Genomic DNA, 21,623 nt, shown 5'->3' with positions numbered 1-21,623 from the left:
GAGGCGACAGATCACACGGCATATGGTCGCAAGTCGCCCTATACCGGAAAAACCGGATACGTAGCGCTATCTTGCTGCAGGTGATCCAGGCCTTCGGACTGACCAGCAATCCCCGCAAGGCGCACCCGCCCGCCGTCGACGACGTCTCCTTCGAAGCGCGTGCCGGGCATGTCACCGCGCTCCTCGGGAGCGCCGGCGCGGGCAAGACGACGACGCTCAGACTGGCGCTCGAGCTCCAACAGGGGCGCGGCATCACGCACTTCAGAGGCCGACCCCTGCACCTGATCGCCCATCCGTCGCGGGAAGTCGGCGTACTGCTCGGTGACGTACCCGGCCACCCGTCCCGCACGGTCCGCGGACACCTGCGCATGCTGTGCGCCGCGGCCGGAGTCACCGCGCGACGAGCCGACGAGGTCCTCGAAGTGGTCGGCCTCGTCAGCCTCCGTGAAGAGCGCCTCGGCACGCTGTCCCGCGGCATGGACCGCAGACTCGGCCTGGCCTGTGCCCTGCTGCCCGACCCGCACACGCTCGTCCTGGACGAACCCACAGACGGTCTCTCCGTCCGGGAGGCCCAGTGGTTGCACAGCATGTTGCGGGCCCACGCCACCCAGGGCGGCACGGTGCTCTTCACCACCGCCGACCCCAAGGAGGCCGCGCGCACCGCCGACCGGGTCGTCACGCTCGACGGCGGCAGACTCGTCGCCGACCAGGAGGCCAAGGCCTTCGCCCGTACCCGGCTGCGCCCACGCGTGGCCGTCCGCAGCCCCCACGCCGCCCGCTTGGCGGCCCTGCTCACCAAGGACGCCCGCACCGCCCGCCGCTCGGTCGAAGTCGTACGCGAGAGCGGCAACCGACTGTCGGTGTACGGCACGACGACCGCCGACGTCGGCGAGATCGCCTTCCGTCACGGCATCCTCGTCCACCAACTGGCCAACGAGGTCGGTGATATGGGGCCGGACGCCGGTACCGACGGCGATGACGGGAAGTGCCTCGCCGAGCCCCAGCAGGCCCTGGAGGGCCCGTCGGCGGACCGGGAGGCCCATCCGGAGGACGGTCCGGCGGAAAGGGCCCCGGCAGCTCACGACGACGCGTATGACGACGCGTATGGGGAGCGGGAGCACGCCTCGGCCTGCCGCACGCGGGCGGGTGGCGAAGGCGTGGAGTCGCGTGTATCCGCGCCGGAATCCGGCCCCGCCGCGCTCGGCGGTTCACCCGCGGACCGGAGCCGAGCCGTGGACGAGACGCACACCACCGGGCTGACGGCGGAATCCGGCACCATGGCGCCCGGCCCGGGGGCAGCGGCCGAGCCGCGCACCGGCGCCCTTGCCTTGTCCGCGCCGGGACCGGACACCCCGGCGTCAGCGTTTGCGGCAGGAAACGCCACAGGTTCCGGGCGCATGCGGGGCGGGGGAGAACACCGCACCCCGGCCGACCCGTCGGAGTCGGAGCCCGCCACCCGGATGACGGCCGGCCTCCTTCCGGTCGGACCAGAGGAACCGGAATCCGGCCAAGCAGTCGTTCAAGAACCCACGTCGGACCAGCCGTCGACCCGCGACGCCTCACCCGCCGCCACGGCCTCGCAGGAGGACGGCACGGCACGCGAAGCCACCGCATCCGGTGAGAAGAGCGCCGCCGGTGGTGGCTCCGACGAGCCACCCGCCAGGGCCCTCGCCGGCCCGTCCCACGGTCCGTCGACCACACCCGGTGCCGGCTTGGGCGCAGTGGTGACAGCCCCCGAGCCGCGGACCGACAGTGCCCGCACCCCGACCAAGACCGTCACCCGCGCCCGCACCTTCCTCCCCGGCGCCAGGAACCCGGACGCCCGGCAGTGGCAGGCCGGACGCGCGGCCCGCACCGACGGTGTCCGCCCCCTCGCCGCCCCCTCCCCCCTCCCACCCCCCATCTCCGTCCGCCCCGCCCGCAGTCCCCTGCGCCCTCTGCGCTACGAACTCCGGCGCGCCACCGGAATCGGCACCGGCTTCCTCATCTGCGGTGCCGTCCTGGTGGTGTCCGCGCTCACCGCCGTACTCCTGGCACGACTCGGTCACACTCCCAAGGAACGGCTGTTCGCGGCATGGCCGCGGGAGCTGCCGCTGCCGCCCGCGGCGCTCGCGGCAGGGCTGCTCGGCGCGCTGGCCTTCGGAGACGAGTTCCGCCACCCCGCCCTGGCCGCGGACCGCGGCACCGTCCCCCGCAGGCTGGGGCTGCTCACCGCGAAACTGCTCGTCTCCGGAGCCACCGCGGTGCTGCTGGCCTTCCTCACCGTGGGCTGCGACGCCGAAGTGCTCTACATCGTCTACGGACGGGAGCTCTCGCAAGTTCCCGCGGACTGGCTTTCGCTCACCGCGAGTTGGTTCGGGCTGGTCCTCGGCTGCGCCTGGGCCGGTGTACTGGCGGCCGGCGTGTTCCGGTCCACGACGGCCGGACTGGCCGCCGTCCTCGCCGTACCCGTGCTCGTCGTACCCCTCGTACACAAGGCCCTGCAGGGGCCGGCTGTGCGGATGGCGGCCGACTTCCCGGTGCGGTTGCGGGAGGTCCACCTGCTGCGGTGGCCGTTCGGAGGGGAGCGGTACCTGCTCGCGGCGGCACGAGTCCTCGCTCAACCCGTCGGTGCAGCAATGGCGTTGTCGCTCGCGGCGCTGCTCTGCGCCTATCTGTTCACGGCACTGCGCAGCCGGCTCCGCTGACTACCATCCGTATACCCCCGGTTTCGAACTGCACACAACTTCCCGCAGAAAGCTCACTTCTTTCCGATAAGGCGTCAATTGCGACGGCGTGAGCGATCACCCTTTCGTGTGCTTTTCACCAAAGACCTCAAGGGAGTTGTAAGCGACGCCGACAAAGGATCCGTGAGTACCCTTGCGCACACCATGATGACCGCCGCCCGCTCCGCCGACTCTGGTCTGGCCGGCCCGGGCGAAATCGACCGCTACCCCTACGCCGAGGCCCCGGTGGTAGCCGACCGCGTCGGCGCGCCCCACTGGGACACCGGGGAGCCGGAGCTGGGCCGCGTCGGCCGGCGGGCCGCGGGCAGCCGCGGACGCGGGCTGCACGGCCAACTCGTCCAGCAGCTGGGGCAGATGATCGTCTCGGGTGACCTGGGCGCGGACCGCCCGCTGGTGCCGGAGGAGATCGGCCAGCGTTTCGAGGTGTCCCGCACCGTCGTCCGCGAGTCCCTCCGCGTCCTCGAGGCCAAGGGCCTGGTCAGCGCCCGCCCGAACGTCGGCACGCGCGTACGCCCCGTCAGCGACTGGAATCTGCTTGATCCGGACATCATCGAGTGGCGGGCCTTCGGGCCGCAGCGCGACGACCAGCGCCGGGAACTGAGCGAGCTGCGCTGGACGATCGAGCCGCTCGCCGCCCGTCTCGCCGCCGGGCACGGGCGCGAGGAGGTGCAGCAGCGCCTCTGCGACATGGTCGAGATCATGAGCCACGCCATGGCGCAGGGCGACGTGCTCACCTACTCGCGCGCCGACGCCGAGTTCCACGGGCTGCTCATCCAGATCGCGGGCAACCGCATGCTGGAGCACCTCTCCGGCATCGTCTCGGCGGCCCTCCAGGTCTCCGGCGGCCCGGTCACGGCCTGTGACCGACCGAGCGAGGCGTCCCTGGCGCAGCACGCGCGGATCGTCGACGCGCTGGGCACGGGCGACGGCACGGCGGCGGAGGCGGCCATGCGCCAGCTGCTGACGGTCCACCCCGAGGTGGAGCGCGTGGTGCCTGCCCCGCGCGAGCACTGACCCCGCGAGGGGTGCGGTGTGGTCGCCGGTGTGCGGCGTGTGCGTGGTGCTCGCGGCGGCGCCGGGCCATGGGCGCCGGCCTCGCCGGACCCGCCGGACCTTCTGGAGTCCGGCGGGCCCGGCGGGTCCGATGGTGTGACGACCGGACCGTGTGGTGGGTGTGGTCGGGACGAAGGTCGATGATGTCCCTCTCTGTGCATATCTGACAGCTTTTGAACGCTTACGGGGTGTGACTCGGGCCACGTAGATTGGGCGTAACGCTCGTGGAGACAGCGCGATGACCTAAGAGGTATAGCCGCGGAGGGAATACGGACGCCGTACAAGGCGCTGTGCATCTCCCCGGCCCCGCCCGCGCCGTCGGCCGATCCCCAGGCCGGTGGTCGGCTCCTGTCCGCAGTGGACGGTGCCGGAAGCCGTTTTCCAACGTTCCGAGAGGTTGTTCGTGTCGGCCAGCACATCCCGTACGCTCCCGCCGGAGATCGCCGAGTCCGTCTCTGTCATGGCGCTCATTGAGCGGGGAAAGGCTGAGGGGCAGATCGCCGGCGACGATGTGCGTCGGGCCTTCGAAGCTGACCAGATTCCGGCCACTCAGTGGAAGAACGTACTGCGCAGCCTCAACCAGATTCTTGAGGAAGAGGGTGTGACGCTGATGGTCAGTGCCGCAGAGCCCAAGCGCACCCGCAAGAGCGTCGCAGCGAAGAGCCCGGCCAAGCGCACCGCCACCAAGACGGTCGCGGCGAAGACGGTGACCACCAGGAAGGCCACCGCCAACACGGCCGCCCCCGAGGTACCCGCCCCCCCGGCCGTCGCCGAGTCCGCCGAAGAAGCCGCACCCGCCAAGAAGGCGGCCGCGAAGAAGGTCACCGCCAAGAAGACGGTCGCGAAGAAGGCCGTCGCGAAGAAGACGGCAGCCAAGAAGACCACGGCCAAGAAGGACGACGTCGAGCTCCTCGAGGAAGAGGTTCTCGAGGACACCAAGGTCGCCGACGAGCCCGAGGGCACCGAGAGCGCCGGCTTCGTCCTGTCCGACGAGGACGAGGACGACGCGCCCGCGCAGCAGGTCGCCGCGGCCGGTGCCACCGCCGATCCGGTCAAGGACTACCTGAAGCAGATCGGCAAGGTCCCCCTGCTCAACGCCGAGCAGGAGGTCGAGCTCGCCAAGCGCATCGAGGCCGGCCTGTTCGCCGAGGACAAGCTGGCGAACTCCGACAAGCTCGCCCCCAAGCTCAAGCGCGAGCTGGAGATCATCGCCGAGGACGGCCGCCGCGCCAAGAACCACCTGCTGGAGGCCAACCTCCGTCTCGTGGTCTCCCTGGCCAAGCGCTACACCGGCCGCGGCATGCTCTTCCTGGACCTCATCCAGGAGGGCAACCTCGGTCTGATCCGCGCGGTCGAGAAGTTCGACTACACCAAGGGCTACAAGTTCTCCACGTACGCCACCTGGTGGATCCGCCAGGCGATCACCCGCGCCATGGCCGACCAGGCCCGCACCATCCGTATCCCGGTGCACATGGTCGAGGTCATCAACAAGCTCGCGCGCGTGCAGCGCCAGATGCTCCAGGACCTGGGCCGCGAGCCCACCCCGGAGGAGCTGGCCAAGGAACTCGACATGACCCCGGAGAAGGTCATCGAGGTCCAGAAGTACGGCCGTGAGCCCATCTCGCTGCACACCCCGCTCGGCGAGGACGGCGACAGCGAGTTCGGTGACCTCATCGAGGACTCCGAGGCCGTCGTCCCGGCCGACGCGGTCAGCTTCACACTCCTGCAGGAGCAGTTGCACTCCGTTCTGGACACCCTCTCCGAGCGCGAGGCGGGCGTCGTCTCCATGCGCTTCGGTCTCACCGACGGTCAGCCGAAGACCCTCGACGAGATCGGCAAGGTGTACGGCGTCACACGCGAGCGCATCCGCCAGATCGAGTCCAAGACCATGTCGAAGCTGCGCCACCCGTCGCGTTCGCAGGTGCTGCGCGACTACCTCGACTAGGTCGCCCGCGGCCAGGCCGCTACGACGGCGAAGGCCCGGCCCCCCTCGCGGGGGCCGGGCCTTCGTGCTGCGCGCGTGCGCGACCTGGATCACTCTGGGTGTCCCATGAGCACCACTGAGTGAGGAGCATGCATGCGCCGTTCCATTGCCCGGGTACTGATCCGGCCGCTGGCCCTGGCGGCCGCCGTGACTGCGATACCCCTGGCGAGCCCCCCTCCCGCAGCCGCCGGCAGTGTGGTGGTCGGAGGGTTTCCGATAGACGTTTCCCAGGCTCCCTGGACGGTGGCGCTGGCCAGTCGTGACCTGTTCGGAGGAGCGAGGGCGGGCCAGTTCTGCGGTGCTGTGGCCATCGGGCGCACCACAGTGGTCACAGCCGCCCACTGCCTGGCCGAGGAGGCCCTCGGGGCGCCGCTGAGCCACCTGCGCGACCTCAAGGTCATCGCGGGCCGCACGGACCTGCTGTCGGCGCAGGGCCAGGAGATCGCCGTACGGGAGGTCCGGGTCAATCCCGCGTACGACGTCACGACCAACTCCGGCGACTTCGCGGTCCTCGGACTGGCCGCCCCCCTGCCGCAGAACGCGGTCGTCGCCATGGCGGGCCCGGGCGACCCGGCCTACGCGCCGGGCACCGAGGCCCTGGTGTCGGGTTGGGGTGACACGACCGGCGCAGGAGCGTACCCGCGCCGGCTCCGCGCCGCACGCGTGCGCGTCATGCCCGACGAGCAGTGCGCCCGCGCCTACCCGGGCGGTCTGAACGGGGCCTACCGGGCCGGCACCATGCTGTGCGCCGGTGAGGCCGCCGGGGGCCCCGACGCCTGCCAGGGGGACAGCGGGGGGCCTCTGGTGGCCCAGGGGCGGCTGATCGGCCTCGTGTCGTGGGGGAGCGGCTGCGGACAGCCGGGGCTCCCCGGCGTCTACACGCGCGTCTCCGAGGTCGTACGAGCGCTGCGGTCGGCCTCGGCGACCGCGCGTCCCTCCGGGCACGTCTGAGCGCGTGAGGGCATGAGCACGGGCGGCCGCTCCCTGGTGAGGAGCGGCCGCCCGTTCACCGGCCTGTGCCGGAGCTGGCTCGTCGTGGGTGCGAGATTCAGCGCTCTTCTTCCGAAGTGGTGTTCGGAACGGAGGTGAGTCGCTCCGTCTCGTCCTGTATCTCAGCGGCGATCTTCTTGAGTTCCGGCTCGAACTTGCGACCGTGGTGGGCGCAGAAGAGCAGTTCTCCGCCGCTCAGCAGGACGACGCGCAGGTATGCCTGGGCGCCGCAGCGGTCGCAGCGATCGGCGGCCGTCAGCGGGCTCGCGGGGGTCAGAACAGTAGTCACGTCGCCTCTTCTCTAGCTCGACGAGCTGTCGTACCAGGGTCAACATCCAACCAGCCCGAAAACGTTCCCGCTCGTGGCTTTTCCTCGAAAAAAATCTTCCGGGGCGGCTGTCTGCTGCCGGTTGGCGGCGAATGTGCCGTATTGCGTCTCTTGTGTGCTTACGGGTTCGCGCTGTCTTGCTCTCGGTCCTCCCGGCCGGGTTGCCGGTTGTTCATGAGGACGTGCCCGGAGCCTAAATGGTTCATGCCTCGAAGGGAACGTGATGTGTACTTCACTCCATCGAGGGATCGAACGTGTATGCGAGCGTGGACTAGTGTGAGTTGCCGACGAGGGTGGCGTTACACCGGCTCTACCAGGGCTCGGTACCCTCTGAGCGGCGACCGAAGCCGCCCCCTTACCCAAAAGGGGGCCACCTGAAATTCAGCGAGGAGCGAACCGCGTGACCGCCGATACGTCCGTGCCGTCCACAGCGCTGCTGGCAGGAGCAGACCGCGACGGTTCCAACTACACCGCGCGGCACCTGCTCGTCCTCGAGGGTCTTGAGGCGGTGCGCAAGCGCCCTGGCATGTACATCGGCTCGACCGACAGCCGCGGCCTGATGCACTGCCTCTGGGAGATCATCGACAACTCGGTGGACGAGGCCCTCGGCGGCTACTGCGACCACATCGAGGTCGTCCTCCACGACGACGGCTCCGTCGAGGTCCGCGACAACGGCCGCGGCATCCCCGTGGACGTGGAGCCGAAGACCGGCCTGTCCGGCGTCGAGGTCGTCATGACCAAGCTGCACGCGGGCGGCAAGTTCGGCGGTGGCTCCTACGCCGCCTCCGGCGGCCTGCACGGCGTCGGCGCCTCCGTGGTCAACGCCCTCTCCGCCCGTCTCGACGTCGAGGTCGACCGCGGCGGCCACACCCACGCCATCAGCTTCCGGCGCGGCGTGCCCGGCGCCTTCGCCTCCGACGGCGCCGACGCGAAGTTCGAGGCCAAGAGCGGTCTCCGCAAGGCGAAGAAGATCCCCAAGACGCGCACCGGCACGCGCGTGCGGTACTGGGCCGACCGGCAGATCTTCCTCAGGGACGCCAAGCTCTCCCTGGAGAACCTGCACCAGCGCGCCCGGCAGACCGCCTTCCTGGTGCCGGGGCTGACGATCGTCGTCCGTGACGAGTTCGGTCTGGGCGAGGGCGGCAGCAAGGGCGAGGAGTCCTTCCGCTTCGACGGCGGCATCAGCGAGTTCTGCGAGTACCTGGCCAACGACAAGGCGGTCTGCGACGTCCTCCGCTTCTCCGGCAAGGGCACCTTCAAGGAGACGGTTCCCGTCCTGGACGAGCACGGCCAGATGACCCCCACCGAGGTCACCCGCGAGCTGGGCGTCGACGTCGCGCTGCGCTGGGGCACCGGCTACGACTCGACCGTCCGGTCGTTCGTCAACATCATCGCCACGCCCAAGGGCGGCACCCACGTCGCCGGCTTCGACCAGGCGCTCACACAGACGATGAACGACGTGCTGCGCGCCAAGAAGATGCTGCGCGTGGCCGAGGACAACATCGTCAAGGACGATGCCCTGGAGGGTCTCACCGCCGTCGTCACGGTTCGGCTGGCCGAGCCGCAGTTCGAGGGGCAGACGAAGGAGGTCCTCGGTACCTCGGCGGCCCGCCGCATCGTGAACGGCGTGGTCAGCAAGGAGCTGAAGGCCTTCCTGACGGCGACCAGGCGTGACGCCGCCGCCCAGGCCCGGGTCGTCATGGAGAAGGTGGTCGCCGCCGCCCGTACCCGGGTCGCGGCCCGCCAGCACAAGGACGCCCAGCGCCGCAAGACCGCCCTGGAGTCCTCGTCCCTGCCGGCCAAGCTCGCCGACTGCCGCAGCGACGACGTCGACCGCAGCGAGCTGTTCATCGTCGAGGGCGACTCCGCGCTCGGTACGGCCAAGCTGGCGCGCAACTCCGAGTTCCAGGCGCTGCTGCCGATCCGCGGCAAGATCCTCAACGTGCAGCGGTCGTCGGTGACCGACATGCTCAAGAACGCCGAGTGCGGCGCGATCATCCAGGTCATAGGGGCGGGCTCCGGCCGAACCTTCGACATCGACCAGGCCCGCTACGGCAAGATCATCATGATGACCGACGCCGACGTGGACGGCTCCCACATCCGCTGCCTGCTGCTCACGCTGTTCCAGCGCTACATGCGGCCCATGGTCGAGGCCGGCCGGGTCTTCGCCGCGGTGCCGCCGCTGCACCGCATCGAGATCGTCCAGCCGAAGAAGGGGCAGGACAAGTACGTCTACACGTACTCCGACCGCGAGCTGCGCGACAAGCTCATGGAGTTCCAGAGCAAGGGCATCCGGTACAAGGACTCCATCCAGCGCTACAAGGGTCTGGGCGAGATGGACGCCGACCAGCTGGCCGAGACCACGATGGACCCGCGCCACCGCACCCTGCGCCGGATCAACCTGTCCGACCTGGAGGCCGCGGAACAGGTCTTCGACCTGCTGATGGGCAACGACGTGGCACCGCGCAAGGAGTTCATCTCCAGCTCGGCCGCGACGCTGGACCGGTCGCGGATCGACGCGTAACCGCTGCGCTGGGCTTCGGGCGGCGGGGGCGCGGGCAGGGGGTGACGGACTTGGTGCGCTTCCCCGGCCCCTGGGCAGGAACGCTGCCCAGGGGCCGGGGAAGCGGCTACGGTCCCGCTGGCCGGGCTGGGCTGCTTGGCAGCACGACTCCTGCCCCGCACGACTCCTGCCCCGCGCGTCCTCCGCCCCGCACGACCTCTCCACCCGTGGGTGGAGGCGAGCCGCTTCGAGGTTCCACCCTTGATCCACCCTGGCTCCGATCCCCTGGGCTGCTCGTTTCCGTAACTTCGAAGGCGTCGGCAGCGCTCGCTCCCGGCACCGCCTTCTCGTTCACGGGGGTTCTGATGTCCGGGCTCGTCAACGCATTGGTGATCGTGGCCGTCGCCGCGACAGTGATCGTGCGGCAGTTCCGCGCCCGGGCGATCAACACGGACCGGCGCTGGTGGCTGCTGCCCGTGGTGCTCGCCGTCGTCGCACTGCGCGAGCCCGGCGTCCTCGACGCCCACCACCGCGTCGAATCCGCCGCCCTGCTCGCGGTGGAACTGCTCATCGGGCTGGCCACCGGCATCGGCTGGGGCTTGACCACCCGCATCTGGACGGCGCCGGACGGCGTCCTGTGGACCAAGAGCACGAAGGCGAGCATCGCCGTCTGGGCCGTGGGCATAGCCCTGCGAGCCGGCCTCTTCGTCCTCGGTTCCGCACTCGGCCTGCACCAGGACAGCTCCGCGCTGATGCTGGGCCTCGCCGGCACCCTGCTGGTGCGCGGGGGGATCCTGGCATGGCGGGCCCAGTCAGCCGGCGTCGTGAGTCGTCCCGCCCCGGCGTACGGTGCGGACGAGCGGTCGGCCTGGAAGGAGCGCGTGTGACAGAGAACGCCTGGACACGCTGGCCGTCGCGGGAAGCGCTCGGCCGCGCGGGAAGGACCCGGCCCCGGCGCGTGCTCGTCTGGGCGGTCCGGCTGGTCGTGCTGGCCATGCTCCTGTGGGGTGCCTTCACCCAGAGGTCCGTCGGTGTCTGGGAGGCGGTCGCGGCAGCGGCCGGAGTCGTCCTCGCCGCCCTCGTCGCCTGGGCCTTCTTCCGGACCACCTATGAGCACCGGCTGCTGCACTCCCTCGCGCTCGTGAGCATCCTCCTGTGCATCGCGGTCGCCGCCGAAGCCACGGGATTCAGAGGACCCGCCCTCGTGATCTGGTGCGGCTGCGGCGTCGGTGCACTGGAGCGGCTGCCGCTCGGCGCCGCGGTCCCCGTCGCGTCGGCGGCACTGGCCTCCTACGCCGCGTTCACCAACGACGTCTGGCTGTCCACGGCCGCCACCGTGGCCGGTATGGCCCTCGCCGGGTACGTGCTGCGGCTGGACGCGGAGGCCCGGGGCAATGCGCAGAGGCTGCTCGCCCAGGAGCGTGCCGCCCGCGTGGCCGAGGCCGAGTCCGCGGCGCTGGCCGAACGGGCCCGCATCGCCCGAGAGATCCACGACGTACTGGCCCACAGCCTCTCGGCGCAGCTCGTGCACCTGGAGGCGGCCCGGCTGCTGATCCAGAACGGCGCGGACCGCGAACGGATCCTGGAGCGGGTGGTGGCCGCCCGGGGCATGGCCCGCGACGGACTCGACGAGACCCGTCAGGCGCTGTCCGCCCTGCGGGGGGAACTGACCCCGCTGGAGGAGTACCTGACCGGACTCGTCAGCTCGGCCGACGGGGCCGAGGTCACCGTCACAGGTGAACGCCGCCCCCTGCCGGCCGAGGCGTCCCAGGCCGTACGGCGGGTCGCGCAGGAGGCGCTGACGAACGTCCGCAAGCACGCCGAGGGCGCCAAGGTGGCCGTGTGGCTCGACTACAGCGAACACGAGGTGACGCTGAACGTCCGGGACTCGGGCGGACGGCCGGGCGAACTCCGGGGAGCCGGAGGCGGGTACGGTCTGCTGGGCATGCGCGAGCGCGCCGAACTGCTGGGCGGTTCACTGGACGCGGGGCCGGACGAGGAGGGGTTCGTGGTGACGCTGAAGGTGCCTGTATGACGGAGACGGAGGGAGGGAAGAAGCCCGCACGGGTGGTGGTGGCCGACGACCAGACCGTGGTCCGTGAGGGCATCGTGATGCTGCTCGGGCTGTTGCCGGGTGTGGAGGTCGTGGGGGCCGCGGGAGACGGCGAGGAGGCCGTGCGGCTGGTCGGCGAACTCGCTCCGGACGTCGTGCTGATGGACCTCAGAATGCCCCGCTGCGACGGCGTGGAGGCCACCCGGAGGATCCGGGCCCGGTACCCCGGAACCCAGGTCGTGGTGCTCACCACCTTCGCGGACGACGAGTCGCTGTTCCCGGCGCTGCGGGCCGGCGCCCGGGGGTACCTGACCAAGGACGCGGGCGGCGACGAGATCGTGCGGGCCGTGCACAGCGTGCTCTCGGGGGACGCGGGGCTGTCGCCGAGTGTCCAGCGACGGCTGCTGGAGCGGCTGTCGCAGGCGGAGCCCGTGCCGGCGGCGGCAGCCGAGGCGCCCGACGGACTGACCACGCGCGAGATCGAGGTCCTGGTGCTGATCGCCGAAGGCCTGAGCAACCAGGAGATCGCCCGCAGACTGCAGGTGTCGACCGCGACCGTGAAAACCCACATCAACAACCTCTTCGCCAAGACGGGCCTCAAAGACCGGGCGCAGGCCGTGCGGTACGCCTACAGCAGGGGACTGGTGCGGCCGCCCACCGGCTGAATCACCTGATGGGGTGAAGGGCGCGACGAAGAAGAGTCAGCGATCCTGCCGTTCTGTCCATCCTTGGGCATGCAGTCAAGCAACGGTCGCCCCGGGGGCGCCGGGGACGGCCCCGAGAGCTCCGCCGAGCACCAGGCAGACCACGCCGCGCCCTCCCGGGAGGTGCGGTACGAGGACCCGTGGTACGACGCGCTGGCCTCGGGCTGGGGCGAGCCGGACGGCACGGGCAGGCCCGCGCCGGCCGTGCCGCCCGCGCGCGCGGAGCCCGGTGCGACGGCGGCGGACGCCCGCGACGTGTATGTCCGGGTGCAGCGCAGCCAGGCGTTCCAGGAGGTGCGCGGCAGGTACCGGCGGTTCGTGGTGCCGGGGGTCGTCGGCTTCCTGGTCTGGTACGTGGGGTATGTGGTCGCCGCGACGGCCGCGCCGGGATTCATGGCCCGGCCCCTGGCGGGGGCGGTGAACGTGGGGATGGTCGCGGGGCTCGGGCAGTTCCTGAGCACCTTCCTGCTCACCTGGGCCTACGCCCGGCATGCTCGGCTGCGCCGGGACCGGGTGGCGCTGGAGCTGCGGTGGGACACCCAGGAACTGGCCCGCGGTGCGCGAGGAGGCGCGTCGTGACCGGTCACCAGACGCCGGCGCTGTTGCTGTTCGTCGGGTTCGTGGCGGTCACCCTCGGGATCACGACCTGGGTGAGCCGCAGGCGGCGCGGGTCGGCGGAGGAGTTCTACGCCGGCGGGCGGCTGTTCTCCCCGATGGAGAATGGTTTTGCCATCGCGGGCGACTACATGTCGGCCGCCTCCTTCCTCGGGATCGCCGGGCTCATCGCGCTGTACGGGTACGACGGGCTGCTGTACTGCGTGGGGTTCCTCGTGGCGTGGCTGCTCGTGCTGTTCCTGGTGGCCGAACTGGTGCGCAACTGCGGGCGGTTCACCCTGGCCGACGTGGTGGCCGCGCGGATGCGGGAGCGGCCGGTGCGGATCGCGGCGGGAACGTCCGCGGTCACGGTGTCCGTTCTGTATCTGGTGGCGCAAATGGTCGGGGCGGGCAGTCTGGTGGCGCTGCTGCTGGGGCGGACGGGCGGAGCAGCCCAGGCCTGGACGGTCATCGGCGTCGGTGCGCTCATGGTGATCTATGTGTCGTTGGGAGGGATGCGGGCCACCACGTGGATCCAGATCGTGAAGGCGGTCCTGCTGCTCGGCGGGACGGTCGTACTGACCGTTCTCGTCCTCCTGCGCTTCCACGGTGACGTCGACCGGCTGCTGCTCACGGCCGCGGAGCGCAGCGGTCACGGGACGGCGTTCCTGGCGCCGGGCCTGAAGTACGGCGGGGACTGGACCGACCGGCTCGACTTCATCAGCCTGGGCCTCGCGCTGGTGCTGGGCACGGCCGGACTGCCCCACATCCTGTCGCGCTTCTACACCGTGCCGACCGCCCGGGCCGCCCGCCGCTCCGTGGTGTGGTCCATCGCTCTGATCGGCGGCTTCTACCTGATGACGATCGTCCTCGGATTCGGCGCGGCGGCGGTGGTCGGGCCGGAGGCCGTACGCGGATCCAACGCGGCCGGGAACACGGCCGTGCCGCTGCTCGCCCTCGACCTGGGCGGCGGGGCGGGTTCCACGGGGGGCACGGTGCTGTTCGCTGTGGTCGCCGCCGTGGCCTTCGCGACGATCCTCGCGGTGGTCGCGGGCATCACGCTCGCCTCCTCGGCGTCGGTGGCCCACGATCTGTACGCGTCGCTGCGCAGACCGCATGGCAAGCCCCGCAGCGAGGTCGCGGTGGCACGGTGGGCGGCGGTCGGCATCGGCGTCGTCGCGATCGTGCTCGGCCTGCTGGCCCGCGATCTCAACGTCGCCTTCCTCGTCGGCCTCGCCTTCGCGGTCGCCGCGTCCGCGAACCTGCCCGTCCTGCTCTACTCGCTGTTCTGGAGCGGCTTCACGACGCGTGGCGCGGTGTGGGCGGTCTACGGCGGGCTGCTCCCGGCGATCGGGCTGGTGCTGCTCTCCCCGGTGGTGTCCGGCAGCCCGGACTCCCTCTTCCCGGCCGTCGACTTCCAGTACTTCCCGCTGGACAACCCGGGCATCGTCTCCATCCCGCTCGGCTTTCTGGCCGGGTGGCTGGGCACGGTCACCTCGGACGAGGCCGCGGACGAGGCCAAGTACGCCGAGACGGAGGTGCGTTCGCTGACCGGGGCCGGAGCCGCGTAGCGCGGGCACGGCGTCTCGCTAGGGTGCCACCCAGGCGTACCGGTGTTCCGGGCGGCCGGTGTCGCCGTACTTCAGGGAGAGGCGGAGCCGGCCCGCCTGTTCCAGGTGGCGCAGGTAGCGCTGGGCGGTGGAGCGGCTCAGGCCGGTCCGGGCGGCCACCTCGTGGGCCGAGAGCGGATGGTCGGCGCGGTGCAGGACGCCGCAGATCAGGTCGGTGGTGGGCTCGGAGTGGCCGGTCGGCAGACCGGGCGCGGAGGGGGCGGGAGCGGTGCGCAGGGCGCCGAAGATCCGGTCGACCTGTTCCTGGCCCGTCAGACCCCGGCCGCCCACCCGGTCGACCGTGCGGCGCAGGGCGGCGTAGGAGTCCAGGCGGGCGCGCAGCGCGGCGAAGGTGAACGGCTTGACCAGATAGTGCAGGGCGCCCAGGCGCATCGCCTGCTGGACGGTCGTGACGTCACTCGCCGCCGTGATCATGATGACGTCCGTGCCATGGCCCTGCTCCCGCATGCGGTGCACGAGTTGCAGGCCGGTGCGGTCCGGCAGGTAGTGGTCGAGCAGGACCAGATCGATGCCGCCGCGTTCGACGGCGGCCAGGGCCTGGGCGGCGCTGTGTGCGCGGGCGGCCACCCGGAAGCCGGGAACCTTTCCCACGTACTTGGCGTTGATCTCTGCGACGCGGAAGTCGTCGTCCACCACCAGGACGTCAATCATCAGGCCTCTCCTCCAAGGCCGGCGAGCATCGAGCCCGTGTTCGGCTCCGCAGTTGTAGCGCGAGCAAAACGAGCACAACAGGTCCTTGCGAGCAAAAGAACGGCTTGCGCCCACAAGACTGCTGCTGTGGCGGGGGCCACACCTACCGTCCCGGCCCATGAGCGCAGACACCAGCCCCGCCATCGAGCTGCGGGGCGCGAGCAAGATCTTCAAAACCCCGTCCGGGGGACTGCACACGGCCGTGCGCGGTCTGGACCTCGCCGTCGGGCGGGGCGAGTTCGTGGCCGTCGTAGGGCCGACGGGCTGCGGCAAGTCCACCACGCTGACCCTGGTCAGCGGCCTGGAGGAGCCGAGCGAGGGCGAGGTGCTGGTGGCCGGGGAACCGGTCGACGGCGTCGGCGACAAGGTCGGTTTCGTCTTCCAGCAGGACGCCACCTTCCCCTGGCGGACGGTGCTGTCCAACGTCATGGCGGGTCCCCGCTTCCGGGGCGTGCCCAAGGCGGAGGCCAAGCAGAAGGCCCGCGAGTGGCTGGCCCGGGTGGGGCTCGCCGCCTTCGAGGACCGCTATCCGCACCAGCTCTCCGGCGGTCAGCGCAAGCGCGTCGCCCTGGCGGCCACGTTCGTCAACGACCCCGAGATCCTGCTGATGGACGAGCCGTTCTCCGCGCTCGACGTGCAGACCCGGGCACTGATGTCGGACGAGCTGCTGGAGCTGTGGGAGGGCACCGGTGCCTCCGTCGTCTTCGTCACCCACGACCTGGAGGAGTCCATCGCGCTGGCCGACAAGGTCGTCGTGATGACCGCCGGACCCGCGACCGTGAAGCAGGTCTTCGATATCGACCTGCCCCGCCCGCGGAAGGTGGAGTCGGTGCGTCTGGAGCCGCGGTTCATCGAGATCTACCGCGAGATCTGGGAGTCCCTCGGCGAAGAGGTCCGCATCACCCGCGAGAGGGGTACCGCCCATGTCGCCTGAGGTTCTCAGCACCCCGGTCGTCGGCACCGCCAAGGCACCCGGCCGCGCGCAGACCCGCGCCCAGGCCGCCCGCCGGCGCAAGCTCCTCGTCGGCGTCGCGCGCGTGGTGCTGCTGGTGGTCGTCCTCGGACTGTGGGAGACGCTGTCCCGCGCCAAGGTCATCGATCCGTTCAACTTCTCGATGCCCTCGAAGATCTGGGACCAGATCTACACCTGGGTGGCCCACGGGACAGCGCTCGGTTCCCTGGGGGAGCAGATCTGGTACACGCTGCACGAGGCACTGCTCGGCTGGGTCATCGGTGTGGTCGCCGGCGTGCTCTTCGGCATTGCGCTCGGGCGGATCCGATTGCTCGCCGAGGTTCTTGGTCCATACATCAAGGTGCTCAACTCGATTCCCAGGATCGTGCTGGCGCCCATCTTCCTGATCTGGTTCGGCCTCGGCCCGTCCTCCAAGGTGGCCTCAGCCGTCGTGCTCGTCTTCTTCCCGGTGTTCTTCAACGCCTTCCAGGGCGCCCGCGAAGTGGACCGCAACCTGGTGGCCAACGCCCGCATCCTGGGCGCGAGCGACCGCAGGGTGACCCTCCAGGTGGTCATCCCGTCGGCCACCTCCTGGATCTTCACCAGTCTCCACGTCAGCTTCGGTTTCGCGCTCATCGGCGCCATCGTCGGCGAGTACATCGGTGCGACCAAGGGCATCGGCCTGCTGGTCGCGCAGTCGCAGAACACCTTCAACGCGGCAGGCGTGTACGCCGCGATGGTGATCCTCGCCGCCGTCGCCCTCGTCGCCGAAGGGCTGCTCACCTTCGCCGAGCGCCGCATCTTCCGCTGGAAGCCCAGCGGCTCCGACAGCTGACCGGCCCCTCGCCGCCGCTCCTTCCTCCCGCACCGCCCTCTCACAAGGACGTGAACCGCATGCGCAAGACCGCCAGATACGCCTCCCTCACCACTGCCGGACTGCTCGCCCTCACCTCCCTCACCGCCTGCGCCAACGACGCTGCGAGCTCCACGGCCGACACCGGCAGCGGTGGCGGCGGCAAGGGCGAGAGCGTCAAGATCATGGTCGGCGGCCTGGACAAGGTCATCTACCTGCCCGCGATGCTCACCCAGCGCCTCGGCTACTTCCAGGCCGAGGGCCTGAACGTCCAGATGCTGAGCGAGCCCGCCGGCGTCCAGGCCGAGACCGCGCTCGTCTCCGGCCAGGTGCAGGGGGCGGTCGGCTTCTACGACCACACCCTCGACCTGCAGGTGAAGGGCAAGTCGGTGGAATCGGTCGTGCAGTTCTCGCACGCACCCGGCGAGGTCGAGGTCGTCTCCGGCAAGGCCGCGGGCGACCTCGCCTCCCCCAAGGACTTCAAGGGCCGCAAGCTCGGCGTGACCGGCCTCGGCTCCTCGACCGACTTCCTCACCAAGTACCTGGCGGTCAAGAACGGGGTGAAGGTCAGCGAGTTCACGCCGGTCGCGGTGGGGGCGGGACCGACGTTCATCGCGGCGCTCCAGAACGGCGCGATCGACGGCGGCATGACCACCGACCCGACCGTCGCGACGATCCTGGACAAGAAGGCCGGGAAGGTCCTCATCGACATGCGCACCCCCGAGGGCTCGCAGGAGGCGCTCGGTGGGCCGTACCCCTCGTCAAGTCTTTACATGCAGACGGACTGGGTCAACGGACACAAGGACACCGTCCAGAAGTTGGTCAACGCATTCGTCAAGACGCTCAAGTGGATGTCCACGCACAGCGCCGACGAGATCGCCGCCAAGATGCCCGCCGACTACTCCCAGGGCAACAAGGCCCTCTACACGCAGGCCATCAAGAGCACCCTGCCGATGTTCACTGACGACGGTGTGATGCCCCAGAGCGGTCCCGAGACCGTCGAGAAGGTGCTCAAGGCGTTCAACCCCACCATCAAGAACGCGAAGGTCGACTTGAACAAGACGTACACGACGGAGTTCGTCAAGGCGGTCAAGTGACCGCTGCATGAATCGCGCTCAGGCGCGGGTCGCCCACACGTAACGGTGTTCCGGGCGGCCCGCGTCGCCGTACTTGAGGGTCAGCCGGGCCCGGCCGGTGCGCTCCAGCAGCTTCAGATACCGCTGGGCGGTCTGCCGGCTCACCCCCGTCCGCTCGGCGATCTCCTGGGCGGAGAGCGGCCGTTCCGCGCTCAGCAGCGCCTGACGCACCAGCTCCGCCGTCGTCGGGGAGTGCCCCTTGGGCAGCCCGGGCTCCGACGGGGCGGACAGGGCGCCGAAGATCCGGTCCACCTCCGCCTGCTCGGCCTCCCCGCCGCCGTCCAGGGTGCGCCGCAACTCGGCGTACGCCTCCAGCTTCGCCCGCAGGCCGGCGAACGCGAACGGCTTCACCAGGTACTGCAACGCCCCCTGGCGCATGGCCGCCTGAACGGTCGACACATCCCGCGCCGCCGTCACCATGATCACGTCGGTCTGGAGGCCGCGCCGGCGCATCTCCTGGACGACCGCGAGCCCCGTGTCGTCGGGCAGGTAGTGGTCCATCAGGACGAGATCCAGCCGCGGCAGGGTCGCCACCCGGTGCAGCGCCTCGGCCGCGCTGTGCGCCTCGCCGGCCACATGGAAACCGGGCACCTTCTCCACGTAGGCGGCGTTGACGCGGGCGACACGGGTGTCGTCGTCCACGACCAGGACCTCGATCATCGCGCCTCCTCCTCGGCGACGGCAGCGGTCCCGGAGGACTCGCCGGTCACCGCGGGTTCCAGTTCCGGTTCGGTCAGCGCCTCGGGCAGGACCACGGTGAACTCCGCGCCACCGCCGGCCGCCGTGGCCACGGTCGCGCTCCCGCCCTGCCGCTCGGCGAGCCGGTGCACCAGGGACAGTCCGATGCCCCGCTTGCCGTGCGCGGGCGGCTTCTTGGTGGACCACCCCTCCGTGAAGATCAACTCCCGTTGGTCCTCCGGGATACCGGGGCCCGTGTCGTGCACGGTCAGGACGACCGTACGGCCCTCCGCGCGCAACTCGACCTCCACGCGCGCGTGGAGGGTGCCCGCGACCGCGTCGAGGGCGTTGTCCACGAGGTTGCCCACGACCGTGACCAGGCCCCGGGGGTCGATCAGCCGGTCCGGGAGCCGGGTGCGCTCCGACACCCACAGGGCGACCCCGCGCTCGGCCGCCACGGTCGCCTTGCCGACCAGCAGCGCGGCCAGGAGCGGGTCCTGGATCTTCTCCGTGACCTGCTCGGCGGTGGCCCGGTGGTCCCCGACCACCTCGCCGACGAACTCCACGGCGTCGTCGTACATCTCCAGCTCCAGCAGCCCCAGCAGCGTGTGCATGCGGTTGGCGTGCTCGTGGTCCTGCGCGCGCAGGGCGTCGATCAGCCCGCGCGTGGAGTCGAGTTCGCGCCCCAGCTGCTCCAGTTCGGTGCGGTCGCGCAGGGTGGCCACGGCGCCGCCGTCGTCGGTGGGCATGCGGTTGGCGACCAGGACGCGATGGCCGCGCACGGTGAGCAGATCGGTGCCGGTCACGCGGCCGGCCAGCACGTCCGTCGTACGGCCGGTACCGAGCGCCTCGTCCAGGGTCCGCCCGACGGCCTCGTCACCGATGCCCAGCAGCCGCCGCGCCTCGTCGTTGAGCAGGCGGATACGGCCGCCCCGGTCGAGCGCGACCACGCCCTCCCGGATGCCGTGCAGCATCGCCTCGCGCTCCGCGAGCAGTGCGGAGATGTCGGAGAAGGCCAGGTCGCGGGTCTGCCGCTGGACCCGGCGGGAGACCAGCCAGGCGGCCAGCGCGCCCACCGCGAGCGCACCACCGGCGTAGGCGAACAACCCCGGGATCGCACTGATCAACCGGGCCCGCACGCTGTCGTAGGCGATACCGACCGAGACCGCGCCGACGATGCGGTGGTCGGCGTCGTACAGCGGCACCTTGCCGCGCGCCGAGCGTCCCAGGGTGCCCTGGTCGATCTCCATGACCTCCTTGCCTTTCAGGGCGTCGGAAGGGCTGGTGGAGACGCGCCGGCCGATCTCCGAAGGCGTCGGGTGCGACCAGCGCACCCAGTTCCGGCCCACCACCACGATGTACTCGGCGTGCGTGGCCCGCCGGATCCGCTCGGCCTCCCGCTGCACCGGGCCCTTCCTGGACGGCGGCGTGGTGAGGACCCCCTCGGCGATGTGCGGGTCCTGGGCGGTGGTCTCCGCGATGGCCAGCGCGCGGCGCATCGCCTCCTGGTCCAGCTGCTTGCTGAGCGGTGCGAGGAAGAGCCCGGTCGCGAGGACCGCGACTCCCGCGGCGATCGCCAACTGCATCAGCAGCACCTGGGAGAACATCCGCCGGGGCAGCCCGAGGCGCAGTCGGCGGGCGGGGGGAGTCGGGCTCATACCCCAGACGGTACGTGGGGCGCCGGTGACCACCCCAGGGGGTGTGGTGTGGATCTCTTGATCCCCCCGGGATCAATGGTTGACGGCATCCGTGTGCGGCTGACGCGCCGGCGCCGTCGGCCTCAGCTCGCGCAGCTCGAGCACGTCCATGCGCGCGGGCGTGCCCAGCACCTCCGCGCCGCAGCTCTCCGGGCGGGGCGGCAGCGACGCCCCCTGCGCCACGGTGACCCGCCAACGGCGGCCGTCGGTGTGCGCGACGGTCACCTCCCAGCGCGGGCCCGTGCCGGCCGTCCGTACGACCCTCAGCACGCCCGCCCGGTACTCGCCCGCGGCCGACCGGACGGCGAGCTCCGCCGCCTGGCCGGGCCGCTCCCACGCCGAGCACCCCCGGCACCCCTCGACGATCACGCGACCCTCCTGGGCGCCGTGCAGGGCCTCCTTGACGGTGTGTGCCTCGGCGCGGCCGTAGGCGTAGCCGTACGGCAGCACGAGCACCGTGGGCGCGAACCGGTGTCCACCCAGATGGGTGACCTCCCAGACGCCGCGCACCCCGGAGGCGACCAGCTCTGCGGCGAGGGGGCGGCCCAGGAGGGCGCAGCAGCGGTCCCGCTTGCCGTTGGTGCACACCAGCGCCAGCGGGTCACCGCGGTGCGGCTGCCCGCCGAGCAGCGTGCCGAAGGAACGGTGGTCGCCGGTCCCGAGGCCGGCGAAGTCCAGGTCGAGCAGCCGCTCCGGATCGCGGGTGGTGGCACTGTGCAGCCACACGTTCCCCGGAACGGTGTGTGCGGCGTACACCCGCCGGACCTGGGGTGTGCCGGGGTCGGCGTGGCGGCCGGGGTGCCGGATCAACGCGATGCGCACGCCGGTGCCGTCGGCGGCCGCCTCCAGCGCCCGGCCCAGCGCGGGGTCGAGGTGGCTGGAGGTGAGCGCCTTGACGCCCCACGGACCGGGCTGTTCCAGCAGCAGCCACGTCGTCGCCGTGGCCGCCGTACCGGACACCGGCTCGTCGAGGCTCCGGGAGACGGTCGCACACCTACTCACAGAGGTGAGCCTAACCTGACTCCGCTCGGGGGCACTTCCGGCCGGTGCC

The 21,623-nt window shown here is 71.0% G+C and carries 18 protein-coding genes; 13 read left to right on the top strand and 5 right to left on the bottom strand.

Annotation, left to right across the window (positions count from 1 at the left end):
• Positions 1-80 precede the first annotated feature (80 nt).
• The 4 genes from ACZ3ZD_RS24775 (at position 81) to ACZ3ZD_RS24760 (ending at position 6,714) form a co-directional block, all read left to right on the top strand.
• Positions 81-2,687 (top strand): ABC transporter ATP-binding protein, encoded by a 2,607-nt coding sequence (locus tag ACZ3ZD_RS24775; protein ID WP_467401217.1) that lies wholly within the window; start codon positions 81-83, stop codon positions 2,685-2,687.
• A 162-nt stretch (positions 2,688-2,849) separates the two neighbouring features.
• Positions 2,850-3,740, top strand: a complete 891-nt coding sequence (locus ACZ3ZD_RS24770; protein ID WP_467401215.1) for a FadR/GntR family transcriptional regulator — start codon at positions 2,850-2,852, stop codon at positions 3,738-3,740.
• A 442-nt stretch (positions 3,741-4,182) separates the two neighbouring features.
• A complete protein-coding gene (locus ACZ3ZD_RS24765) occupies positions 4,183-5,724 on the top strand; it encodes an RNA polymerase sigma factor (RefSeq protein WP_467401213.1) in 1,542 nt (513 codons plus the stop codon).
• Positions 5,725-5,856: 132 nt separating this feature from the next.
• The gene (locus ACZ3ZD_RS24760) at positions 5,857-6,714 is read left to right on the top strand and encodes a serine protease (RefSeq protein WP_467401211.1); all 858 of its coding nucleotides are present in this window, start codon (positions 5,857-5,859) and stop codon (positions 6,712-6,714) included.
• A 97-nt stretch (positions 6,715-6,811) separates the two neighbouring features.
• Here ACZ3ZD_RS24760 and ACZ3ZD_RS24755 read toward each other — a convergent pair whose 3' ends face one another.
• Positions 6,812-7,042, bottom strand: a complete 231-nt coding sequence (locus ACZ3ZD_RS24755; protein WP_404053281.1) for a DUF7455 domain-containing protein — start codon at positions 7,040-7,042, stop codon at positions 6,812-6,814.
• 439 nt (positions 7,043-7,481) lie between these two features.
• Between ACZ3ZD_RS24755 and ACZ3ZD_RS24750 the strand changes: the two genes are divergently transcribed.
• The 6 genes from ACZ3ZD_RS24750 (at position 7,482) to ACZ3ZD_RS24725 (ending at position 14,506) form a co-directional block, all read left to right on the top strand.
• Positions 7,482-9,605 carry a DNA gyrase/topoisomerase IV subunit B gene (locus ACZ3ZD_RS24750; RefSeq protein WP_467401209.1) on the top strand — a complete coding sequence of 708 codons (2,124 nt, stop codon included), beginning with the start codon at positions 7,482-7,484 and terminating at the stop codon, positions 9,603-9,605.
• A 344-nt stretch (positions 9,606-9,949) separates the two neighbouring features.
• Positions 9,950-10,471 (top strand): DUF1453 domain-containing protein, encoded by a 522-nt coding sequence (locus ACZ3ZD_RS24745; RefSeq protein ID WP_467401206.1) that lies wholly within the window; start codon positions 9,950-9,952, stop codon positions 10,469-10,471.
• Entirely contained in the window at positions 10,468-11,619 is a 1,152-nt protein-coding gene (locus ACZ3ZD_RS24740; protein ID WP_467401204.1) for a sensor histidine kinase, read from the top strand. The genes ACZ3ZD_RS24745 and ACZ3ZD_RS24740 overlap by 4 nt, the downstream gene beginning before the upstream one ends.
• Complete coding sequence (locus tag ACZ3ZD_RS24735) at positions 11,616-12,302, top strand: response regulator transcription factor (RefSeq protein ID WP_467401201.1); 687 nt, start codon at positions 11,616-11,618, stop codon at positions 12,300-12,302. Before ACZ3ZD_RS24740 ends, ACZ3ZD_RS24735 begins: the two co-directional genes overlap by 4 nt.
• A 69-nt stretch (positions 12,303-12,371) precedes the next feature.
• The gene (locus tag ACZ3ZD_RS24730; RefSeq protein WP_467401198.1) at positions 12,372-12,920 is read left to right on the top strand and encodes a DUF485 domain-containing protein; all 549 of its coding nucleotides are present in this window, start codon (positions 12,372-12,374) and stop codon (positions 12,918-12,920) included.
• On the top strand, positions 12,917-14,506 hold the full coding sequence (locus tag ACZ3ZD_RS24725; RefSeq protein WP_467401195.1) for a solute symporter family protein: 1,590 nt from the start codon (positions 12,917-12,919) through the stop codon (positions 14,504-14,506). Before ACZ3ZD_RS24730 ends, ACZ3ZD_RS24725 begins: the two co-directional genes overlap by 4 nt.
• 18 nt (positions 14,507-14,524) lie before the next feature.
• Here ACZ3ZD_RS24725 and ACZ3ZD_RS24720 read toward each other — a convergent pair whose 3' ends face one another.
• Complete coding sequence (locus tag ACZ3ZD_RS24720) at positions 14,525-15,217, bottom strand: response regulator (protein WP_467401193.1); 693 nt, start codon at positions 15,215-15,217, stop codon at positions 14,525-14,527.
• A 157-nt stretch (positions 15,218-15,374) separates the two neighbouring features.
• Here ACZ3ZD_RS24720 and ACZ3ZD_RS24715 point away from each other — a divergent pair, with 157 nt between their 5' ends.
• From ACZ3ZD_RS24715 to ACZ3ZD_RS24705, 3 genes are read left to right on the top strand one after another with little or no spacing between them, the layout of a single operon-like run.
• Entirely contained in the window at positions 15,375-16,190 is an 816-nt protein-coding gene (locus ACZ3ZD_RS24715) for an ABC transporter ATP-binding protein (protein WP_467401190.1), read from the top strand.
• Positions 16,180-17,043: an ABC transporter permease gene (locus ACZ3ZD_RS24710; RefSeq protein ID WP_467401188.1), complete on the top strand. Its 864-nt coding sequence runs from the start codon at positions 16,180-16,182 to the stop codon at positions 17,041-17,043. The genes ACZ3ZD_RS24715 and ACZ3ZD_RS24710 overlap by 11 nt, the downstream gene beginning before the upstream one ends.
• Before the next feature lie 59 nt (positions 17,044-17,102).
• Positions 17,103-18,158 (top strand): ABC transporter substrate-binding protein, encoded by a 1,056-nt coding sequence (locus ACZ3ZD_RS24705; RefSeq protein WP_467401185.1) that lies wholly within the window; start codon positions 17,103-17,105, stop codon positions 18,156-18,158.
• Positions 18,159-18,176: 18 nt separating this feature from the next.
• Here the strand turns inward: ACZ3ZD_RS24705 and ACZ3ZD_RS24700 are convergent, their stop codons facing one another.
• The 3 genes from ACZ3ZD_RS24700 to ACZ3ZD_RS24690 all read right to left on the bottom strand — a co-directional run bounded on the left by ACZ3ZD_RS24700 (position 18,177) and on the right by ACZ3ZD_RS24690 (position 21,574).
• Positions 18,177-18,857, bottom strand: coding sequence for a response regulator (locus ACZ3ZD_RS24700; protein WP_467401183.1), 681 nt, complete (start codon positions 18,855-18,857; stop codon positions 18,177-18,179).
• Positions 18,854-20,533 (bottom strand): ATP-binding protein, encoded by a 1,680-nt coding sequence (locus ACZ3ZD_RS24695; protein ID WP_467401180.1) that lies wholly within the window; start codon positions 20,531-20,533, stop codon positions 18,854-18,856. The genes ACZ3ZD_RS24700 and ACZ3ZD_RS24695 overlap by 4 nt, the downstream gene beginning before the upstream one ends.
• 72 nt (positions 20,534-20,605) lie before the next feature.
• Complete coding sequence (locus ACZ3ZD_RS24690) at positions 20,606-21,574, bottom strand: sucrase ferredoxin (RefSeq protein WP_467401177.1); 969 nt, start codon at positions 21,572-21,574, stop codon at positions 20,606-20,608.
• Positions 21,575-21,623 lie beyond the last annotated feature (49 nt).

The organism is Streptomyces sp. NPDC023481, from assembly GCF_055560195.1.
This window is presented reverse-complemented; position numbering and strand designations above follow the sequence as displayed.